The organism is Geotalea uraniireducens (genome assembly GCF_027943965.1).
In the GTDB taxonomy this organism is placed as follows: Bacteria; Desulfobacterota; Desulfuromonadia; order Geobacterales; family Geobacteraceae; genus Geobacter; species Geobacter uraniireducens.
The window spans coordinates 1,473,130-1,489,933 of sequence record NZ_AP027151.1; the positions used below are offsets into that span (position 1 = coordinate 1,473,130).

19 protein-coding genes and 1 pseudogene are annotated in these 16,804 nt (G+C 59.2%); 19 read left to right on the top strand and 1 reads right to left on the bottom strand.

Annotation, left to right across the window (positions count from 1 at the left end; all coding sequences use genetic code 11):
• Nucleotides 1–2 precede the first annotated feature (2 nt).
• Genes QMN23_RS06910 through QMN23_RS06935 form a run of 6 tightly spaced genes read left to right on the top strand, consistent with a single transcriptional unit; the run spans nt 3 to nt 3,563 of the window.
• The gene (locus QMN23_RS06910; protein WP_282002884.1) at nt 3–473 is read left to right on the top strand and encodes a DUF1320 domain-containing protein; all 471 of its coding nucleotides are present in this window, start codon (nt 3–5) and stop codon (nt 471–473) included.
• Nucleotides 474–475: 2 nt separating this feature from the next.
• Nucleotides 476–1,000, top strand: coding sequence for a Gp37 family protein (locus QMN23_RS06915; protein WP_282002886.1), 525 nt, complete (start codon nt 476–478; stop codon nt 998–1,000).
• A 2-nt stretch (nt 1,001–1,002) separates the two neighbouring features.
• Nucleotides 1,003–1,233, top strand: coding sequence for a hypothetical protein (locus QMN23_RS06920; protein ID WP_282002887.1), 231 nt, complete (start codon nt 1,003–1,005; stop codon nt 1,231–1,233).
• Nucleotides 1,223–2,674 (top strand): phage tail sheath subtilisin-like domain-containing protein, encoded by a 1,452-nt coding sequence (locus QMN23_RS06925; protein ID WP_282002889.1) that lies wholly within the window; start codon nt 1,223–1,225, stop codon nt 2,672–2,674. The genes QMN23_RS06920 and QMN23_RS06925 overlap by 11 nt, the downstream gene beginning before the upstream one ends.
• Nucleotides 2,674–3,195: a phage major tail tube protein gene (locus tag QMN23_RS06930; RefSeq protein ID WP_282002891.1), complete on the top strand. Its 522-nt coding sequence runs from the start codon at nt 2,674–2,676 to the stop codon at nt 3,193–3,195. The genes QMN23_RS06925 and QMN23_RS06930 overlap by 1 nt, the downstream gene beginning before the upstream one ends.
• 53 nt (nt 3,196–3,248) lie before the next feature.
• Complete coding sequence (locus QMN23_RS06935) at nt 3,249–3,563, top strand: phage tail assembly protein (protein WP_282002893.1); 315 nt, start codon at nt 3,249–3,251, stop codon at nt 3,561–3,563.
• A gap of 75 nt (nt 3,564–3,638) precedes the next feature.
• On the opposite strand, the gene QMN23_RS06940 is transcribed toward QMN23_RS06935, so the two are convergent.
• Complete coding sequence (locus tag QMN23_RS06940; RefSeq protein WP_282002895.1) at nt 3,639–3,776, bottom strand: hypothetical protein; 138 nt, start codon at nt 3,774–3,776, stop codon at nt 3,639–3,641.
• 32 nt (nt 3,777–3,808) lie between these two features.
• Between QMN23_RS06940 and QMN23_RS06945 the strand changes: the two genes are divergently transcribed.
• The 13 genes and pseudogenes from QMN23_RS06945 to QMN23_RS07005 all read left to right on the top strand — a co-directional run bounded on the left by QMN23_RS06945 (nt 3,809) and on the right by QMN23_RS07005 (nt 16,796).
• Complete coding sequence (locus QMN23_RS06945) at nt 3,809–6,274, top strand: phage tail tape measure protein (protein ID WP_282002897.1); 2,466 nt, start codon at nt 3,809–3,811, stop codon at nt 6,272–6,274.
• The gene (locus QMN23_RS06950) at nt 6,274–6,825 is read left to right on the top strand and encodes a phage tail protein (RefSeq protein WP_282002899.1); all 552 of its coding nucleotides are present in this window, start codon (nt 6,274–6,276) and stop codon (nt 6,823–6,825) included. Before QMN23_RS06945 ends, QMN23_RS06950 begins: the two co-directional genes overlap by 1 nt.
• A complete protein-coding gene (locus tag QMN23_RS06955) occupies nt 6,822–7,043 on the top strand; it encodes a tail protein X (protein ID WP_282002901.1) in 222 nt (73 codons plus the stop codon). The genes QMN23_RS06950 and QMN23_RS06955 overlap by 4 nt, the downstream gene beginning before the upstream one ends.
• Nucleotides 7,031–8,092 (top strand): phage late control D family protein, encoded by a 1,062-nt coding sequence (locus QMN23_RS06960; protein ID WP_282002903.1) that lies wholly within the window; start codon nt 7,031–7,033, stop codon nt 8,090–8,092. Before QMN23_RS06955 ends, QMN23_RS06960 begins: the two co-directional genes overlap by 13 nt.
• Nucleotides 8,089–8,712 carry a phage baseplate assembly protein V gene (locus QMN23_RS06965; protein WP_282002905.1) on the top strand — a complete coding sequence of 208 codons (624 nt, stop codon included), beginning with the start codon at nt 8,089–8,091 and terminating at the stop codon, nt 8,710–8,712. The genes QMN23_RS06960 and QMN23_RS06965 overlap by 4 nt, the downstream gene beginning before the upstream one ends.
• Nucleotides 8,713–9,087 carry a GPW/gp25 family protein gene (locus tag QMN23_RS06970; RefSeq protein WP_282002907.1) on the top strand — a complete coding sequence of 125 codons (375 nt, stop codon included), beginning with the start codon at nt 8,713–8,715 and terminating at the stop codon, nt 9,085–9,087.
• Nucleotides 9,071–10,201 (top strand): baseplate assembly protein, encoded by a 1,131-nt coding sequence (locus tag QMN23_RS06975; RefSeq protein WP_282002910.1) that lies wholly within the window; start codon nt 9,071–9,073, stop codon nt 10,199–10,201. The genes QMN23_RS06970 and QMN23_RS06975 overlap by 17 nt, the downstream gene beginning before the upstream one ends.
• Complete coding sequence (locus tag QMN23_RS06980) at nt 10,194–10,739, top strand: phage tail protein I (protein WP_282002912.1); 546 nt, start codon at nt 10,194–10,196, stop codon at nt 10,737–10,739. Before QMN23_RS06975 ends, QMN23_RS06980 begins: the two co-directional genes overlap by 8 nt.
• 9 nt (nt 10,740–10,748) lie before the next feature.
• A complete protein-coding gene (locus QMN23_RS06985) occupies nt 10,749–13,958 on the top strand; it encodes a phage tail protein (protein WP_282002913.1) in 3,210 nt (1,069 codons plus the stop codon).
• A gap of 17 nt (nt 13,959–13,975) precedes the next feature.
• Entirely contained in the window at nt 13,976–14,692 is a 717-nt protein-coding gene (locus QMN23_RS06990) for a DUF4376 domain-containing protein (protein ID WP_282002915.1), read from the top strand.
• Nucleotides 14,693–14,839: 147 nt separating this feature from the next.
• The gene (locus QMN23_RS06995) at nt 14,840–15,604 is read left to right on the top strand and encodes a DNA adenine methylase (RefSeq protein WP_282002916.1); all 765 of its coding nucleotides are present in this window, start codon (nt 14,840–14,842) and stop codon (nt 15,602–15,604) included.
• Between the two features lie 256 nt (nt 15,605–15,860).
• Nucleotides 15,861–16,097 (top strand): annotated as a pseudogene (locus tag QMN23_RS07000) (PAS domain S-box protein); the annotation flags it as partial.
• A gap of 24 nt (nt 16,098–16,121) precedes the next feature.
• A complete protein-coding gene (locus QMN23_RS07005; protein ID WP_282003830.1) occupies nt 16,122–16,796 on the top strand; it encodes a sensor histidine kinase in 675 nt (224 codons plus the stop codon).
• The last annotated feature ends 8 nt before the right edge of the window (nt 16,797–16,804 follow it).

The following is a 16,804-nucleotide window of genomic DNA, read 5'->3' on the forward strand; positions in this document are numbered from 1 at the left end:
CCATGTACACCACGGCGGAGACACTCATCGATAAGTTCGGCGTGCAGCATCTGATCTACCTCACGATCAAGGAGCCGAACGGCACCGAGACCGAACCGGACCTCGCCGCGATCAACCGCGAGATCGGCCGCGTCGACGGTATTATCGATGGGTATCTCCGCTCCCGTTACACCCTGCCGCTCGCTGAGATCCCGCCGGAACTGGCAGGCTACGCCGAGGACATGACCATCGCCCGGATCTATGGCTGCCTGCCCGAACGAACCGTGCCCGAGGACGTCACCAGGGCCGCCAAAGAGGCGGTGGCTTGGTTGCGGGATATTCAGAAAGGGTTGGCATCGCTCAGCCTCGCCACGCTCGCGCCGGCGCCGTCAGGGGGAGAGCCCGGCGCCACCGGGTTCTTTAAAACCAGCAAGCGGTCCGAGGACCGGCTCTTCAGTGACAGTATCCTCGACCGCTTCACTGGGCCGAGGTGATCATGGACTTTCTTACCCTTATCGAGGACAGCATTATCGACCGGCTGCGGGCAAAACTCCCCGGCATCTTGGTCCAGCCCTATCCGGACAATCCGGAAAGCTACGAGCCGACCCACCCGGTGGGGGCGCTCCTGGTACGTTACTCGGACGCCGATTATTCCGACAGCCGGGATACCGCCACGGTGGTCCAGGATCGGGACATGCACTGGGAGATTACCCTGGCCATGTGGAGTTTGCGGGGCAAAGCAGGCGGTAAGGGACTGTATGCCTACCTGGAGGCGGGCCGGGTGGCCCTGACCGGATTTAAACCTCCTCATTGCCGCCTCAAGATGACACCGGTCACCGAGGGGTTCGTTAATCGCACCGCATCGGGGCTGAAAAACAAGGCCCAGCGCCTGTGGCAATACCAGATCACGTTCCGCACTCAAGGGCTGAACATCGAGCTCGTCGACGAGGAACAGGAGGTGCTGCTGCGGCACATAACCAGTATCAACGTGACATCCGACATAACCACGGAGGTGCCATAGATATGGCGAAAACGGATACCAATTATCGCTACAGCGGTCCACTCACCGGGGTGACTCTGGACGACGGCCGCGAGGTGATGCTGCACCCCGGCGGCGAGATCTCGCTGCCGGCGAATAACCACTATGTAAAGGCCCTGGTGGCTCAGCGTCTCCTGACTGAGGTGCCGAAACAGTCTCCAGTCCAGGAAGTGCCAAAGCCCCAGACCAAAAAGGAGGAACCGAGTGCCAGCTAATTTCCTGCATGGTGTCGAAACCATCAACATCGACCAGGGTGGCAAACCGATCCGGGTCGTAAAAAGCGCCGTGATCGGCATCGTCGGTACTGCCCCTATCTTCCAGGCGGCCGCCGGCGATCGAACGGTTAACAAGCCGGTCCTGATCCTGAATGATGTGGCCGCCGCCCAGTACTTCGGCAGCGAAAAAACCACCGGCTACACCATTCCCAAGGCCCTGAAAGCGGCATTTAAGAAGGGCGCCGCTACCGTCGTGGTGGTCAACGTTCTCGACCCGGCGGTCCATAAATCGTCGGTGGTAGCTGAGACCGTGGCCCTGGGTGCCGACAGGACCGTCACTCTGGCTCACCCCGGGGTGGCCACCGTCGTGGTCAAGGACCAGACCGGTACCACCACCTACGTAGATGGTACCGACTACACCCTGGACGCCGCTGCCGGGACCATTACCGGAATGGGGGCCACGCTCGTTGCCGGCGTGCAACTCACCGTCGATTACGACTATGCCGACCCGACCAAAGTGGTGGCGGCCGACATTATCGGCACGGTGGACGGCAGCGGCAATCGCACGGGTCTCCAGGCCCTACTCGACTGCTACAGTCTGTTCGGCTTTAAGGCCAAAATCATCATCGCGCCGGCGTACAGCACCCAGAACAGCATTGCCACCGAAATGGTGGCCCTGGCCAACAAGGTGAAAGGGATGGCCTACATCGACGCCCCCATCGGTACCACCGTCCAGCAAGCCATCGAAGGCCGAGGCCCATCCGGCACGATCAATTTCCAGACCTCCAGCCCTCGCGCCATGCTCTGCTATCCGGCCGTCACCGTCTACGATGCGGCCAGCGACAGCACGGAACTCCAGCCGTTCAGCCAGTTCCTGGCCGGCATCCGCGCGTGGCGGGACAACGAGAACGGCTACTGGTGGAGCTCGTCCAACACCCAGATCGACGGAATCGTCGGCATTGAGCGACCGCTCACGGCGGAGATCAACGATCCCTCCTCCGAGGTTAACGCCCTCAATGAAGTGGGGATCACCACGATCTTCAACTCGTTCGGCACCGGCTTCCGGGTCTGGGGAAACCGCACCGCCGCCTGGCCGTCCGAAACGGGGGCCAACGTCTTCGAGTGCGTCCTGCGCACCGGCGACGTGATCGGCGATTCGATCGAGTACTCGATGCTGCAGCACATCGACGGCCCGCTCAATAACGCCCTGATCGATGCGATTGTCGAGAGTGGGCGCAGCTTCCTGCGGAAACTCATCGCTGATGGCGCCATTCTGGACGGTAACTGTTGGTACGACCCGGCTGACAATCCGGCGTCCGAACTGGCCCTGGGGCATGTTACCTTCCGTTATGACTATATGCCGCCGACTCCCGCCGAGCGGATCACGTTCAAGCGGACGCTCAACCTGGATTACCTGAAAAACCTGGGAGGTAACCAATAATGGGTCAGATAGCGATTAAGCAGATCACTAACGCCAACGTTTACATGGATGGCGCGTCGTTCCTCGGCAAGGTCGAGGAGGCCAAACTTCCCGACGTCGTTGCCACCCTCGCAGAGCACAAGGCGTTGGGGATGATCGGTAAGGTCGAGCTCCCCAACGGCATCGACAAGATGGAAATGACCATGAAATGGAATTCCCTCTACGGCGATGTTCTCAAAAAGGCCGCTAACCCGTTCACTGCGGTGCAGTTGCAGTGTCGTTGCTCCCAGGAGACCTACACCGGCCAGGGGCGGACCGAGGAGGTCCCGGTAACGGTTTTTCTCACCGGGACCTTCAAGAAATTCCCGTTGGGCGGCTTTAAGCAACACGAGAACGTCGAAGCCGAGACCACCCTGGCCATCACCTATTTCCGCCTGGTGGTGAACGGCGAGGACATCGTCGAGGTAGACGTCCTGGCCAACATCTACAAGGTTGGCGGCGTCGATCTGCTGGCGCAGTTCAGGTCGAATATCGGCGGGTAGCCATTACTAACAGGGTGGGTTGCCCGCCCTGATTTCCGAACAGGAGCTGACGCATGAAGATTACGAAGGTTGAAGGCAGCAAGAAACCATTGACGGTGGAGTCCGTCGAGATCCGGGAGAGCTTGGTCGAGGATCTGATCCATGCTGAGCGGATCTCCGGCAAGACTCAGGGGTTTGAATTCCTGGCGGCGGTCTTGTCGCAGATCGGCACATTCGATGGCCAGCTACTGGCGCCCGAGGAGTTGCGGAGGCTGCCTACGAAGGATTTTTTGGAGCTTGCCGGCGAGTCGGGGCTGACGGATGCAACGACCTCCCCGGGCACGTCATCTACCTCGTCCGAGAAGGAAAGTGGCGAGAAGAGCGAGTAATGCAGATGACCCTGGCGGAGCTGGACTATTGGGTTAGACGGGTGGATGGCTACATCAGGGAGTTGAATCGACGGATCAGCGACGGGTAGGGGTGGGCTTCAGGCCCGCCCTTATCCCGTTCAGGATCGAGCGGGCAATGCCGAGCAGCAGGGCGGCCGGATAGACGATCAGCCAGAAGAGGATTACGCCGGCCAGGATGATGAAGCATATCATTACGAAGGTTTCCATAGGATGAAGCATACCACATGACCAGCCTCTTTACCATAGCCCTGATGTTCAAGGTGCTCGACAGCGCCACGGCCCCCGTGCGGCGGATCAACGAGACTCTGGACGTCACCGGCCGGAACCTGGACAAGGCGGCCGGTAAGAGCACTGCCCTCAATAACGGCATCGATCGGCTGGGTGTCGGCGCCGGCATTGCGGGCCGGCTGGCGGCCGGCGTTGACAAGATCGGTAAGGCCGCCGGGGCGGCAACCGCCAAACTGGATGCTCTGCAGAAGAAGGCTGAGAAGTTGGGTGAATCGGCCCAGAAGCTTGACGGCCTGGGGCGGCCCCTTTTGGCTGCCGGTGCAATCGGTGCGATAGGTCTCGACCTGTCCGCGGTTCCCGGCGACGCTATAGCCGCCGAGCACGCCCTACGTTCCCTGGGGAACGTGGGAAATCTGACTAACGCCCAACTCGACAGAATGAACGGCGGAATTCTCGTCACCTCCCGATGGGTAAACCAGACGCAGAAAGAACTTATCGAGGGGATGAATGTTCTGGTGGCGGCGGGGCTCAATCCCGAGATAGCCACCAAGTTTATGCCGGTGATTGGCAAGACAGCAACAGCGGCAACCGCAGCGGTTGCCGACATTTCAAAAACAGCTTTTGCCGCCTATGACAACCTGAAGATCCCAATCAACCAGCTTGAACGGGTCATGGATTCACTCTCGCTGGCGGGGAAGGAGGGGAGGTTTGAGCTAAAAGATATGGCGACCTATTTCCCGATGCTGACCGCCGGCGCTCAGGCGCTGGGTGTCAAGGGTGTGGGTGGCGTGGCGCAACTCGGCGCGGCTCTGCAAATCGCCATGAAGGGGGCGGCTGATCCTTCCGTCGCGGCCAATAACTTCCAAAATTTTCTACAGAAGGTCACGTCAAAAGAAACGGTAAAGAATTTCGAAAAATTCGGCATTAACGTTGAGACGGAGCTGAACAAGGCCCTGAAAGCAGGAATGGACCCGTTTGAACACATGATCGGCCTGATCATGAAGGCGACCGGCGGCAACAAGTTCAAGCTGTCCGAACTCTTCGGTGACATGCAAGTAACCAACTTCCTGAACCCGATGATGCAGAACATGGACGAATACCGTCGTATCAGGGACGAGGCACTGACAGCCACCGGCGTGGTGGATAAGGATTTTACCAACATGATGGGCACCACTGTCGAACAGTGGAAGCAGCTAAAGATCACCCTCGCCTCCGTCGCCATGCCGGCACTCGCCGGCCCCCTTTCTCTGATAAACCGCATACTGAAGGCGGTTTCCGCTAACGCAACAGTGGCAAAAATAATCATCTATGGTATCGGAGCGGCGCTAACCGGTGGCGCTCTCCTGACTACCCTCGCCGGCCTGGGGGCGGCGGCGCCCAAAGCGTTAGAGGGGCTGATCGTGTTGGGCAAGGGTGCCACCTGGACCACTGGCCGTCTCACCGCGCTCTACCTGGCGATGCGACGCAAGTGGATCATTAACCGGTTGCCGGATAGCATGTTCGGCGACGTAATTCCTGGCGCGGTCAAGGCCCAAACCGGTATCCGCGCCGTGATCGCCTCTACGCGGGCGTGGGCGGCGGCCAACCTCTTCACCATATCCGGATTGCGGGCACTTTCCGTTACGCTGCTGACCTCGCCCATCGGCTGGATCGCCCTGGCCATCGGCGTGGCGGCCCTGGTCATCTATAAATATTGGAAGCCGATCAGCGGTTTCTTCCGAGGGCTGTGGCAAGGACTTAAAGAGGGATTAAAGGGCCTGGAACCTGCGTGGGACGTCTTCAAACGAGTGGCGCCCATTCTTTTCCCGATCCTGATCCCCCTGAAGTGGATCTTCATCGCCATTAAAGCACTCTTCAAGCCGGTGGATGACGTGGGTGGCAAGGCTGAGGGTATGGGGCGGCGCTTCGGGCGAGCGATCGGTACGATACTCTCCTCGGTCGTGCAACTGCCGGCCAAAATGCTGGCGGCTGGCGCCAACATCATCGACAGTCTGTTCAAAGGGATGACGAGTAAACTCGACAAGCCAATCGGTGCCATGAAGGGCCTGGCCCAGCGGCTGCGCAACTTCCTGCCCTTCAGCCCGGCCAAGGAAGGACCGCTCCGGGACATCAACCGCGTCCGGATCGTCGAGACCATTGCCGAGAGTATGCGGCCTACGCCTCTGGTCAATGCCATGCGGGCCACGACGGCGGCAGCCATGATCGCGGCCGCGCCGGCCGCCGCCCTGGCTCACCCCACGTCTCTCGCCAACCGTCCGGCCGTGCAGTCGCTGGCCCGGCCGATGGCGACGGGTAGCGGCGGCTCGATGCAGCTCACCTTCGCGCCGCAGATCACTGTCCAGGGCGGTAGTGATCCTGAACGGATCAAGGGGCAGGTCAATGAGGCAATGCGATTCTCCTTTGCGGAGTTCGAGCGGATGATGAAGCGTTACGAAGAGCAGAAACAGCGGCGGTCTTTCTGATGTTCGCGCAACTGGGAGACATCCGTTTCGAGTTGATCACGTATTTCGATGGCCTGGAGGGCAGCCAGTCCTTCACGTTCGCCGAACACCAGGTTATCGAAGGAAAGCCGATGCTCCAGTATATCGGCGATGCCCTGGAGACAGTCAGCATCACCCTCAAGTTTCACGTCCTCTACTGCGCTCCGGAAGCCGAGTTCAAACGGGTCAAGGAGATGGCCGCCAAACACCAGGCACTCCCGTTCGTATTCGGCAACGGCATCTACAAGGGCCGCTACGTCATTGTGGAGATCACCGATACGGTGGAGGTCACCGCCGTGGACGGTACGGTGATCGAGGTCTCGGCCAAATGCAGTTTGAAAGAGTGGGTGGACGATTCTCCCCTGGTGCTCAAGAAACAGCAGAAGCAGGCCAAGGCCCCGGCCCGGCTGAAGAACGGCAAGCCGCATCCCAAGGCCAAGAAGGTGGACATCCCCCAACTTACTCCGGCCAGCCTGGCCGCCGGCTACAGGGTCGTTGACAAGAACCAGATCGTGAGGTTGCCCAAGAAATGAAGACCGACATTCTGGAACATATAACCAGCGATGGTGAGCGCTGGGACTGGCTGGCCTGGGAATACTACGGTGACGCCAGCCGGTACGAGCCGATCATCGCCGCCAACCCGGAGGTTATGATCACCCCTGTCCTGCCCGCCGGCATCAAGCTGTTGATCCCGATCATCGCCGATGCCGACCTGGTTGACACCGAGGATCTGCCACCATGGAAACGCTAGACGCGCAACCGGTCAGACAACCGGTCTGGATCATCGAGTACGAGAAAAAGGATATCTCGGCCGCGATCGCCCCCTATGTGCTGCAGGTGACCTATATCGACAACCTGGCCGGAGAGTCTGACGAGTTGGAAATTAATCTCGAGGACCGCGATCACCGCTGGAAAAACGCATGGGAACCCGAAAAGGGAGATCGGATCAGTCTCAAGATCGGCTATCAGGGTGAAAAGCTCGTTCCCTGCGGCGAGTTCCAGGTCGACGAGATTGAATACAACGGCCCTCCCGACACGGTCTCCATCCGCTGTCTGGCGGCCGGGATCAACCAGGCCCTGCGCACGAGGAATTCGAAGGCCTTCGAAGGGATGCCGCTCAAGAAGATCGCCGAGCAGATCGCGGCACGGCACGGTCTGACTCTGACCGGTAATGTGCCGGAGATTCGCATCGAACGAGTGACGCAAAACCAGGAAAAAGACCTCTCGTTCCTGAAGCGGCTGGCCGAGGCATACGGTTACGTGTTCAGCGTGCGCGGTACGCAATTGATCTGGCATGAACTGGCGCAGTTGGATCAGGCCGGAGCCGTGGCCACCATCCAGCGTCTCGGGCTGGCCGGCTCCTACACCCTGCGCACCAAAACCACCCACGTCTATCGGGGGTGCCAGGTCTCCTATCACGACCCGGTCAAAAAGAAGCTGATCACCTACACCTTCCCCGCCGCCGGCATCACCACCGGCGATGTGTTGAAACTCACCGGGCGCTGCGAGAACAAGGCCCAGGCCGAAGCCAAGGCTAAGGCGGCACTCCGGACCGCCAACGGCCGGCAGGCGGAGGGGACCCTGCTGCTCCAGGGCGATCAGCGCCTGGTAGCCGGAGTGAACGTTACCCTGGCTGGGTGGGGAAACATGGACGGCGGCTACCAGGTGCTGAAGAGCCGACACGTCATGGAGCGCTACAGCGGGTACCGGACCGAGATTGAGATCTCCACCACCAGCGCGGCGAAGGTCGGGATGAAGAATTTGAAGAACGAAAAGAGATTGGTGACGGTGACCACATGAAGATCGGCATCGTTGTTGCCAGAGATCCTGCCAGGTGCGTGGCCCGCGTCCAATTTACGGACAACGACGGCATAGTTTCGTACTGGTTGCCGGTGATTCAACCCAAAACGCTCCGGGACCGATTCTATTACTGTCCCGACATCAACGAGCACGTGGTCTGCCTCCTGGATGAGAACGGCGAGGCGGGTGCGATCCTGGGGGCGATCTACTCCGAGGCCGCCACCCCGCCGGTAACGAGCCCGGACAAATGGCATATCACCTTCGACGACGGCACGACGCTCGAGTATGACCGAGCCGCGCACAAGCTCGCTGCCGACGTAAAGGGGGACGTTGCTCTTACCGCCACGGGGACGGTGACCAGCGATAGTCAGGGGGCGACCACCATCCGGAGCGCCACCGAGATTACGTTGATGGCCCCGGCCATTAACCTGAAGAGCTATCTCGGCGGGGCCGCCAGCGGGACTCTGACCGGCACGCTGCACGTGACTGAGCAGATCAAGAGCGACGATCAGATCATCGATTTCAAACGCTCGATGGATGCCGACCGGCAGATTTACACCGGCCACGATCATGACGATGCCCAGGGCGGTGTCACGAGTCGGCCGAACCAGGGGATGTAAATGGTGGTGCGCGTCAATGGCATAACATCGGCCGAGTGGTCACTGAAGCTGGGAAGTCCCGGCGACGTGGTCGAGGAACTCCAGGATATCGATCAGTGTATCGCCATCATTCTGACCACCCGCAAAGGGAGCGATCCGCACCGCCCCCTCTTTGGCTGCGATGCCTGGAAATACCTGGATGCCCCGGCAGGCGTCGCCATTCCCAACGTCATCCGCGAGGCGGTGGACAGCCTGGAGGAGTGGGAGCCGCGTATCAGCCTGGTCCGAGTTACGGCCAGTGTGGAGCTGGCGCACATAGTTTTCAATGTAGAGTGGAAATTGAAAAGCGATGACGTCGTATCTGCATCGGAGGTACAGCTTGTCCAGCCTGCCTGAACCATCATTTATCGATCGTGACCCCAACGTGATCACTGCGGAGCTAGTGGCACAGTATGAGACCGCATCGGGCAAGGTTTTGCAGCCGGCACAGCCCGAAATGTTGCTGATCAATCTCATCGCCTACCGGGAGACGCTGCTCAGGATCGCCATCCAGGAGGCAGCCAAGCAAAATTTGCTGGACTATGCCAGATTCCCGGTCCTCGACTATCTGGGAGAACTGGTGGGGTGTGAACGGCTGTCGGCCCAGCCGGCTCGCACCACGCTCCGTTTCACCCTGGTTGCCCCCCAGAGCTTCGACGTGGTGATTTCCGCTGGGACGCGGGTGGAGACGAAGGACGGCAAGGTGGTCTTCGCCTCCGAGTTCGATCTGACCATCCCGGCCGGTCAGGCGACGGGTGACGTTGCCGCCGTGGCCGAGGATGCTGGCACCGCCGGCAACGGCTATCTGGCCGGGGAAGTAAATAACCTTCTGGGTACGGTGCCCTATCTGCAAAGCGCTGCCAACACCGCCACCACCGCCGACGGGGCCGACGATGAAGACGACGACCGTTACCGGGAGCGCATCCGGACCGCCCCCGAGGGGTATTCCAACGCCGGCAGTCGTGGTGCCTACCGGTTCTGGGCCATGAGCGCTCATCAGGATATCGTCGACGTGGGGATCACCAACCCTAGCGATGGAGTGGTAAACATCTACCCTCTGACCAAGTACGGCACTCCCTCCGCCTCCATGCTCGCGCTCGTGGAGGCGGTGCTCACCGAGGACAAGGTTCGCCCCCTTACCGATCATGTGATTATTCTCCCCCCCGCCCGGATCGATTTTTCCATTGAGGTGGCAGTAACTGCCTATCTGTGGGCTGACACCGCAACCACCCAAACTGAGGTGGAAAAGGCGTTGGAAACCTATGCTGCAACCCTCACGGTCGGACTCGCCAAAGATATTGTTTCCAGCCAAGTGGTCACGGCAGTGGGGAGCGTATATGGGGTTTACGATCCAGTAGTCACGCTCAAGGATAGCAGTGGCGTCGCCTTCACCAAAAGAGAACTGGTTGACAACGAATGGGCGAACTGCACCGCCACGACGGTGACCATGGCGGGGGTGACCAATGGCTGATCGGCGGCTGATTCCGGAGAGCATCCGTGACGTCTCCACTCTGGCGTTCAACGAGCTCATTGACCGCATGGGGACGGTGGATATCACCCCGCTACTGGTCTACATGGTCGATAGCGTGACGGCCTCCGCTCTGCCGCACCTGGCGGAGCAGTTCCACATCACCGGCTACGAGGGGTTTCGCCTGGCCGTCAACGACTCCGAGCGGCGCGGCGTCATCAAAAGCGCCATCGAGAAGCATCGCTACAAGGGGACACGGTACGCTATCGACCTGGCCCTGGCCTCCCTGGGGATCATCTACACCCTGCAGGAGTGGTTCGAGTACGGCGGTGCCCCATATCATTTCCGGATCACCATCGACGTGATCGGGGCCGAGCTGCCGGCCGAAACGCTGGCACTCCTCGATAGTTACATCAATGAGTACAAGAACGTCCGGTCGGTGCTCGACACGATCAACGTCAATCTGTCCGTTGCCAGCGCCGTACCGGTTTACGCACTGGGATTGCAAAGCACCGAGATCATCACCGTCTATCCGCAATAAGGGGGTTCCATGCCTGCCACCTATTACTGCATCCTGACTACCTACGGCCTCAACAAGCTGGCGGCCGCCGAAGCAACCCAGACGCCACTGCCGCTGACAACGTTCGTCGTGGGCGACTCCAACGGCGTCTACTATGAGCCGAGTCAGAGCCAGACCGCGCTGGTCCACCAGGTCTGGAGCGGCGCAGTCAACAATGTCTACGTGCATCCGAATAACGCCAACTGGGTCGTGGTGGAGGCGCTGATTCCGGCCAGTCAGGGCGGTTTCGACATCCGCGAGGCCGGTATCCAGGACAACGCCGGCGGCGTGGTTGCCGTGGCCAAGTACCCGCTGACCAGCAAGCCGGCCCCGGGCTCCGGCTCCGAGAAGGACCTCTACGTCCGGATCATCATGCAGGTCACCAATGCTGCCAGCGTTTCGCAGACCATTGATCCCTCGGTGATCACCGCTACCCTCGAAACCATCTATCAACGCGACTGGAAAGATAGTGTCAAGGCCGCCACAACCGCCAACATTACCCTATCCGGCACTCAAACGATCGATGATGTAGCGCTAGTCGCCAACGACCGCGTGCTGGTCAAAGGCCAGGCCATAGCCAGCCAGAACGGCCTCTACCGGGTGCAGAGCGGCACCTGGTTGCGGGCCTCTGACGCCGACAATGCCACGAAGGTCACCACTGGCCTGACCGTATCGGTCGAGCAAGGAACCGTTAACGGTAGCTCGATCTGGAAGCTCACCACCACCGGCGCCATCACCCTCGGTACCACCGCGCTCACCTTCGCCAAGATCCCAGCCGGCAATGCCGACACCGTGGGCGGGTTTACGCCGAGCCAGACGCCGGGACCGAGTCAGGTGCCGGTTATTGGAGCCGACGGCAGCCTTACGTTGCCGGGCGTTGTCAACGCCGTCGGCTTGGCGCAAAAGGTTTTTAAGACGGGTAGCTCGGGGATTACCGCGAATCAATACGTACCGGTTGCCACAATCACAATCCCCGCCCAGTATCAAAGCTATTCAGCAACTCTGGAGACGCAGGTTGCAGATCACTCGCAGGCGTCAGTCGGAAATTGCCGGTTGGTCATTAACGTCAAGCAGCAAGCGACGTTCGGGTCTAATCCGCTAGTTTCGATGATTAGATACTACGACTCGACTGATGCCGATTATGTTGATTTCGGCTATGTCATCAACCAAAACTCGCCCAACACGATTGTGACAGTCTACGCCGTTATAAAGACCACGTATGCCTCTCTGGTCGGGTACAAAGCACTGGAAAGTGGTGGTGGAACCTGTGTCTGGACCTCGTCCGGGGTCATGTCCGCCGCTCAACCTGTAGGATGGGTAGCTAGCTCAAAGTTCGGCCATATAGGAGTAACGTCGACAACAATTTACACCCCGGCAGCAGGCTCAGCGATTTGCCCCAATACGGCGGCGGGCGCAGATTCGGGATATCTTTCGATCGCCGGCGCTGGGGCAGCATCAGTATCTCGCGGTGCAGCCCTCACACTGTATGGGCTGCAATCTGCCGGCGCGGGGCGGGTCGACTATTACGCCTCGGTTGCAGCTACACATCGGTTCTACCTCGGCACGTACGAATATGCTCGAATCAGCAGTAATGGTAATTTTCTGGTTGGCACGACGAGTGATTCCTTGTTCGGTCTGGATGTCTACAAAAGCGTCGCTACAACCTGCGGCATTAAGGTCACCAATCCCGATACCGGTACAACGTCATCGTGTCGGCTGCAATTGTCCAATGGGGTGCAGTCGGCGAGCATGATACTGAGTGGTTCCAGCTATACTGGTGCAGCCAGTACCTTCAACATCTATACCAGCGACCCCATAAATGGCGACATCGTCATCAGCGCCGGTGCGGCCGAACGAGCACGCTTCAAAGCCGGCGGCAATGTTCTCGTTGGCACCACAGTAGACAAGGGAGGGAAAGTAACGATCGGCGTCAGTTCCGGAACCCCCACCCTTACGACATCGACCGGCGGATTTGAAGTTTCCGACAACTCCGGCTATGGAACATTGACGTGGTGGGGGACTCAGGCGGGTGTCGGGGTATGGAATGGTACTCATGCGACAGTCGGAGCCACCAAAATCAGCCGGGATAGTACCAGGCCGTTCGTCATATCAATGGCACCAGCAAATAATGGTGCCGGGCTGACATTTACCGATGTCATGGTTGTAACGCCAGGTGGGAATATCGGTTTAGGCACCAATGCTGATACCATTTACACCGCCGCAGGAAAAACGTTGAATATTGTTGCGCCAGCGGGGGCGGCACGCCTCACCCTCCAGGGAGCGGCCGCATCTGATTACTCGGCGATTGATTTTGGTGGAGGCGCACAGCGCAATGCGACAATCCAGGGGGATAGCGCTGGTACGCTGACGTTCCTCACTAACGCGTCGCCTAATACGGCCAGCGTTGCAACAAGAATGTGGATCACTGCCGGGGGGCTAGTCGGTATTGGTGCAGCGCCATCCGCTGAGAAACTGGAAGTCGCCGGAAATATCAAAGCCACCGGCTTTGTTTCCTCCGCAACTGCCGCCCAATTCGATAACACCACGAAACTGGCTACCACCGAATTTGTGCAACGAAACGGTCTCGCGTTTCCAACTGCCGGCGGCAGTTCGATCAACGCCGATACCACATTGGCTGTAAGCAGTGCAGGCTCGTGGGCGTATGTCGGGGCCAGTGTTACCGTGACGCTGCCGGCATTGTCCGCCGTCCCACGCGGCGCGACGTTCACGCTGGTTGGCGGTGCCGGTTTCACGCTGAAAGGATCGGGCACTGACAACATCCAGGCCCAGGCCATCCTGCAGAACAGCATCTCTGTTTTGAAGGGCGAAACCGTTACGGTCTCCGCCAATGGCCCGGCCAGCAGTTGGTACGTGGTGGCTGGCGGGGTTGGAGGGTATTCGTTCGGGGTATCGAAAAGTGCCAACGGATACCAGAAGCTCCCGTCCGGCCTGATCCTCCAGTGGGGCGTCTCCGCCTCGGTCAGCGCGAATGCCAACATAGACGTCATATTCCCCATATCATTTCCGTCAACATGTCTGCAGGCCTCATCGTCGATGGTGAATGCCAGCACTACCGATGATGACGTTTTCTCCCGGACGATCTCTACCTCACCCAGCGGTGCTACGCTGCGCTGTGAGCAGGTTTCCGGGGCTGCATTGACCGGGACTCGATACATTCAGTATTTCGCCATCGGCTACTAAAGAAAGGGAGCTAGCTCATGTACGCCCAATTCAACCTGAAAGGCCTGCCGGTCGCATTCTATAGCGAGGATATCCATGGTTCGCTAACCCTGTTGGTAGTGGTCAATGGTGCCGAGATCGACGCGTATGATGTTCCTTCCGAGATCGAGAAGGAAGTCGTCAACGACGATGGCAGTATAAGCATTCAGAAGGTGCCGAATCCTGACTATGCACCACCGGTGCCGCAGTGTGAATCCGTGGCAAACCCCGACTGTAAAATCCCGGCTGACGCTATCGAGATCAGCCAGGAGGATTACATGGCCTATGTGAACGAACCCGGCATGTGGTGTCGGTCCGCCGATGGTCAGCGTGTCGCCGTTGTGCCGGAGATTACCCCGGCCGAAGCCCGGGCGGCGAAGTTGGCTGATCTGGCGGCGTATCGCTTTACCATCGAAACGGCGGGCATTGCTGTTAATGGAGTGACCGTCAGTACCGATCGGGAAAGTCAGGCCATGTTGACAGGAGCCTGGGTACGCGCGCAGCAAGCTCCGGAAGGGCTCATTGATTGGAAGGGGATTACTGGTTGGGTCCAGATCGATAAGGCCACTGTCGAGGCCCTGGCTGCTGCGGTGGGGGCTCACGTTCAGGGCTGTTTCAGCGCCGAGCGGAGGCATGCCGAGGCCATTGCCGCGCTACCAGATGACCTGCAGATGATCGAGGCATATGATTATTCGTCAGGATGGCCGATCAGCTAGAAAAAGAAAGGAAGCGACCGGACCGTGTAGCGAGCACGATCCGGTCGCTCGACCCACAGAGCAAGCTGTGAGCCAAGCCAAGGCTTCCCGCCCTGATCAGAGCGGAGAGAGCCTACCACAAAACCACAAATACCGAAAGGGGCTCACGTGAAGTACCAACCTATTATCCCGTGGATAGGCGGGAAGAGAAGACTATCAAGGCACATCCTGCCTGCATTCCCGGCCCATACCTGCTACGTTGAACCGTTTGCCGGCGGTGCGGCTCTGTTTTTTCTGAAGGAACCATCTAAGGTCGAGGTCCTCAATGACGTGAACCTCGACCTTGTTACTCTTTACCGGGTCATCCAGCATCATCTCGAAGAGTTTATAAGGCAGTTCAAGTGGTCTTTAACCAGCCGCAAAATGTATGGGTGGTTGAAGATTACCGACCCCGACACCTTGACCGATATCCAGAAGGCAGCCCGCTTCTATTACCTCCAACGGCTGTCCTTTGGTGGCAAGGTGAGCTCAAGAACCTTCGGCACGGCAACCACTTCGCCGCCGAGGCTTAACCTTCTGCGGATCGAGGAGGAGTTGAGCCAAGCCCACCTGCGGCTGGCCCGGGTCTATGTCGAGCACCTCCCCTGGGAGCAATGCATTGAGAAGTACGATCGGCAACAGACTTTCTTCTACCTTGATCCGCCCTACTGGCAGACTGAAGGCTACGGGGTGCCGTTCGAGATCGAACAATACCAGCGCATTGCATCCCTTATGGGGACCATGAAAGGCCGGGCCATTCTGAGCATTAACGACCATCCGGACATTCGGAAAGTCTTTAGTGACTATCAAGTTCAAAAGGTGAAGATTGACTACACTGTGGGGGGAGCTGGGAAGGGCAAAGGGAGGCAGGAACTGATCATCAAGAACTATTAAAACTGAGGGGAAGTCAGACGCTCCGAAAGTGGCCGTTTGGCTCCCCAGATTTCAAAACATTCAACTGCCAAATTACGCGGCGGATAGCACATATTCATTAAAATATCTTAACCGTTAAATCCAGTGTAAATCCACTGCCAAATCAAACGGCGCGCTACAAATACCGCCGGTGGTGTGGCGGGGAATTTCTCCCCTACCACACCACCGGCGGTTTATAAACCATGTGTCCAAATTACATTGAGCATTTGGCGCGTTACACGATGCGGTGATCGGCCGGAACTGGTTCGAAGTGTTCGTGCCGCCGGACCAGGCGACGGTGCGCGAGATGTTCTATTCGTCAATCAAGGCGGGGAAAATGCCGGTCCAGGTGCAGAACGACATCCTGACCCGCGCGGGCGAGCGACGCTTCATCTCCTGGACCAATGTCATGGTCCACGATGATGATGGCGCCATCAGCGGCGTGATGAGCATCGGCGAGGATATTACCGAGCGGAACAAGGCCTATAACACCCTGGCGATGTACCAGGAAAAGCTCCGCGGGCTGGCGGCCGAGCTTTCGCTGGCCGAGGAGCGTGAGCGGCGGCGGCTGGCTGCCGAACTGCACGACCAGATCGGCCAATCGCTGACCTTTGCCAAGATCAAGGCCGACTCGCTGAAAAACCTCGTCCGGGAAGAAGGTGCCGCAGCGCTTGGCGACGTGACGACACTGATCGACAGAGCGATTCAGGATACCCGCTCGCTGATTTATCAGATCAGTTCGCCGATTCTCTACGAACTGGGGCTCGAAGCTTCCCTTGAATGGCTGGCCGAGCATTTCGAGACCGAGCATGGTTTGCGGATCGCCTTTTATGACGACGGGGCGGGCAAGCCGCTGAGCGACGAAGTGAAGGTGACGCTGTTCCAGGTGGTTCGGGAGCTGCTGATCAACGTGGCCAAACATGCCCGGGCCGACCGGGTGAGCCTGGCGGTCCGACGGCGGCGCAACCAGATCGTGATCAGCGTCGCCGACGACGGGGACGGATTCGAGCTGTCGCAGGTGGTCGGCGACGTGCGCGGCCGGCGCGGTTTCGGCCTCTTCAATATCCGCCAGCGGCTTGAGTTGTTGGGGGGCGAGCTGGACATCGCCTCGCTCCCCGGCCGGGGAACGACCGCGACCGTGGTGGCGCCGCTCGACAGCGATCCGGGCCGGTAACGTTTCTG

Excerpts from the sequence above, each read along its gene's own strand:
- QMN23_RS06910 (WP_282002884.1), top strand. The coding sequence starts at position 3 with ATGTACACCACGGCGGAGACACTCATCGATAAGTTCGGCGTGCAGCAT.
- QMN23_RS06915 (WP_282002886.1), top strand. The coding sequence starts at position 476 with ATGGACTTTCTTACCCTTATCGAGGACAGCATTATCGACCGGCTGCGG.
- QMN23_RS06920 (WP_282002887.1), top strand. The coding sequence starts at position 1,003 with ATGGCGAAAACGGATACCAATTATCGCTACAGCGGTCCACTCACCGGG.
- QMN23_RS06930 (WP_282002891.1), top strand. The coding sequence starts at position 2,674 with ATGGGTCAGATAGCGATTAAGCAGATCACTAACGCCAACGTTTACATG.
- QMN23_RS06935 (WP_282002893.1), top strand. The coding sequence starts at position 3,249 with ATGAAGATTACGAAGGTTGAAGGCAGCAAGAAACCATTGACGGTGGAG.
- QMN23_RS06940 (WP_282002895.1), bottom strand. The coding sequence starts at position 3,776 with ATGATATGCTTCATCATCCTGGCCGGCGTAATCCTCTTCTGGCTGATC.
- QMN23_RS06945 (WP_282002897.1), top strand. The coding sequence starts at position 3,809 with ATGACCAGCCTCTTTACCATAGCCCTGATGTTCAAGGTGCTCGACAGC.
- QMN23_RS06950 (WP_282002899.1), top strand. The coding sequence starts at position 6,274 with ATGTTCGCGCAACTGGGAGACATCCGTTTCGAGTTGATCACGTATTTC.
- QMN23_RS06955 (WP_282002901.1), top strand. The coding sequence starts at position 6,822 with ATGAAGACCGACATTCTGGAACATATAACCAGCGATGGTGAGCGCTGG.
- QMN23_RS06960 (WP_282002903.1), top strand. The coding sequence starts at position 7,031 with ATGGAAACGCTAGACGCGCAACCGGTCAGACAACCGGTCTGGATCATC.
- QMN23_RS06965 (WP_282002905.1), top strand. The coding sequence starts at position 8,089 with ATGAAGATCGGCATCGTTGTTGCCAGAGATCCTGCCAGGTGCGTGGCC.
- QMN23_RS06970 (WP_282002907.1), top strand. The coding sequence starts at position 8,713 with ATGGTGGTGCGCGTCAATGGCATAACATCGGCCGAGTGGTCACTGAAG.
- QMN23_RS06980 (WP_282002912.1), top strand. The coding sequence starts at position 10,194 with ATGGCTGATCGGCGGCTGATTCCGGAGAGCATCCGTGACGTCTCCACT.
- QMN23_RS06985 (WP_282002913.1), top strand. The coding sequence starts at position 10,749 with ATGCCTGCCACCTATTACTGCATCCTGACTACCTACGGCCTCAACAAG.
- QMN23_RS06990 (WP_282002915.1), top strand. The coding sequence starts at position 13,976 with ATGTACGCCCAATTCAACCTGAAAGGCCTGCCGGTCGCATTCTATAGC.
- QMN23_RS07005 (WP_282003830.1), top strand. The coding sequence starts at position 16,122 with ATGTACCAGGAAAAGCTCCGCGGGCTGGCGGCCGAGCTTTCGCTGGCC.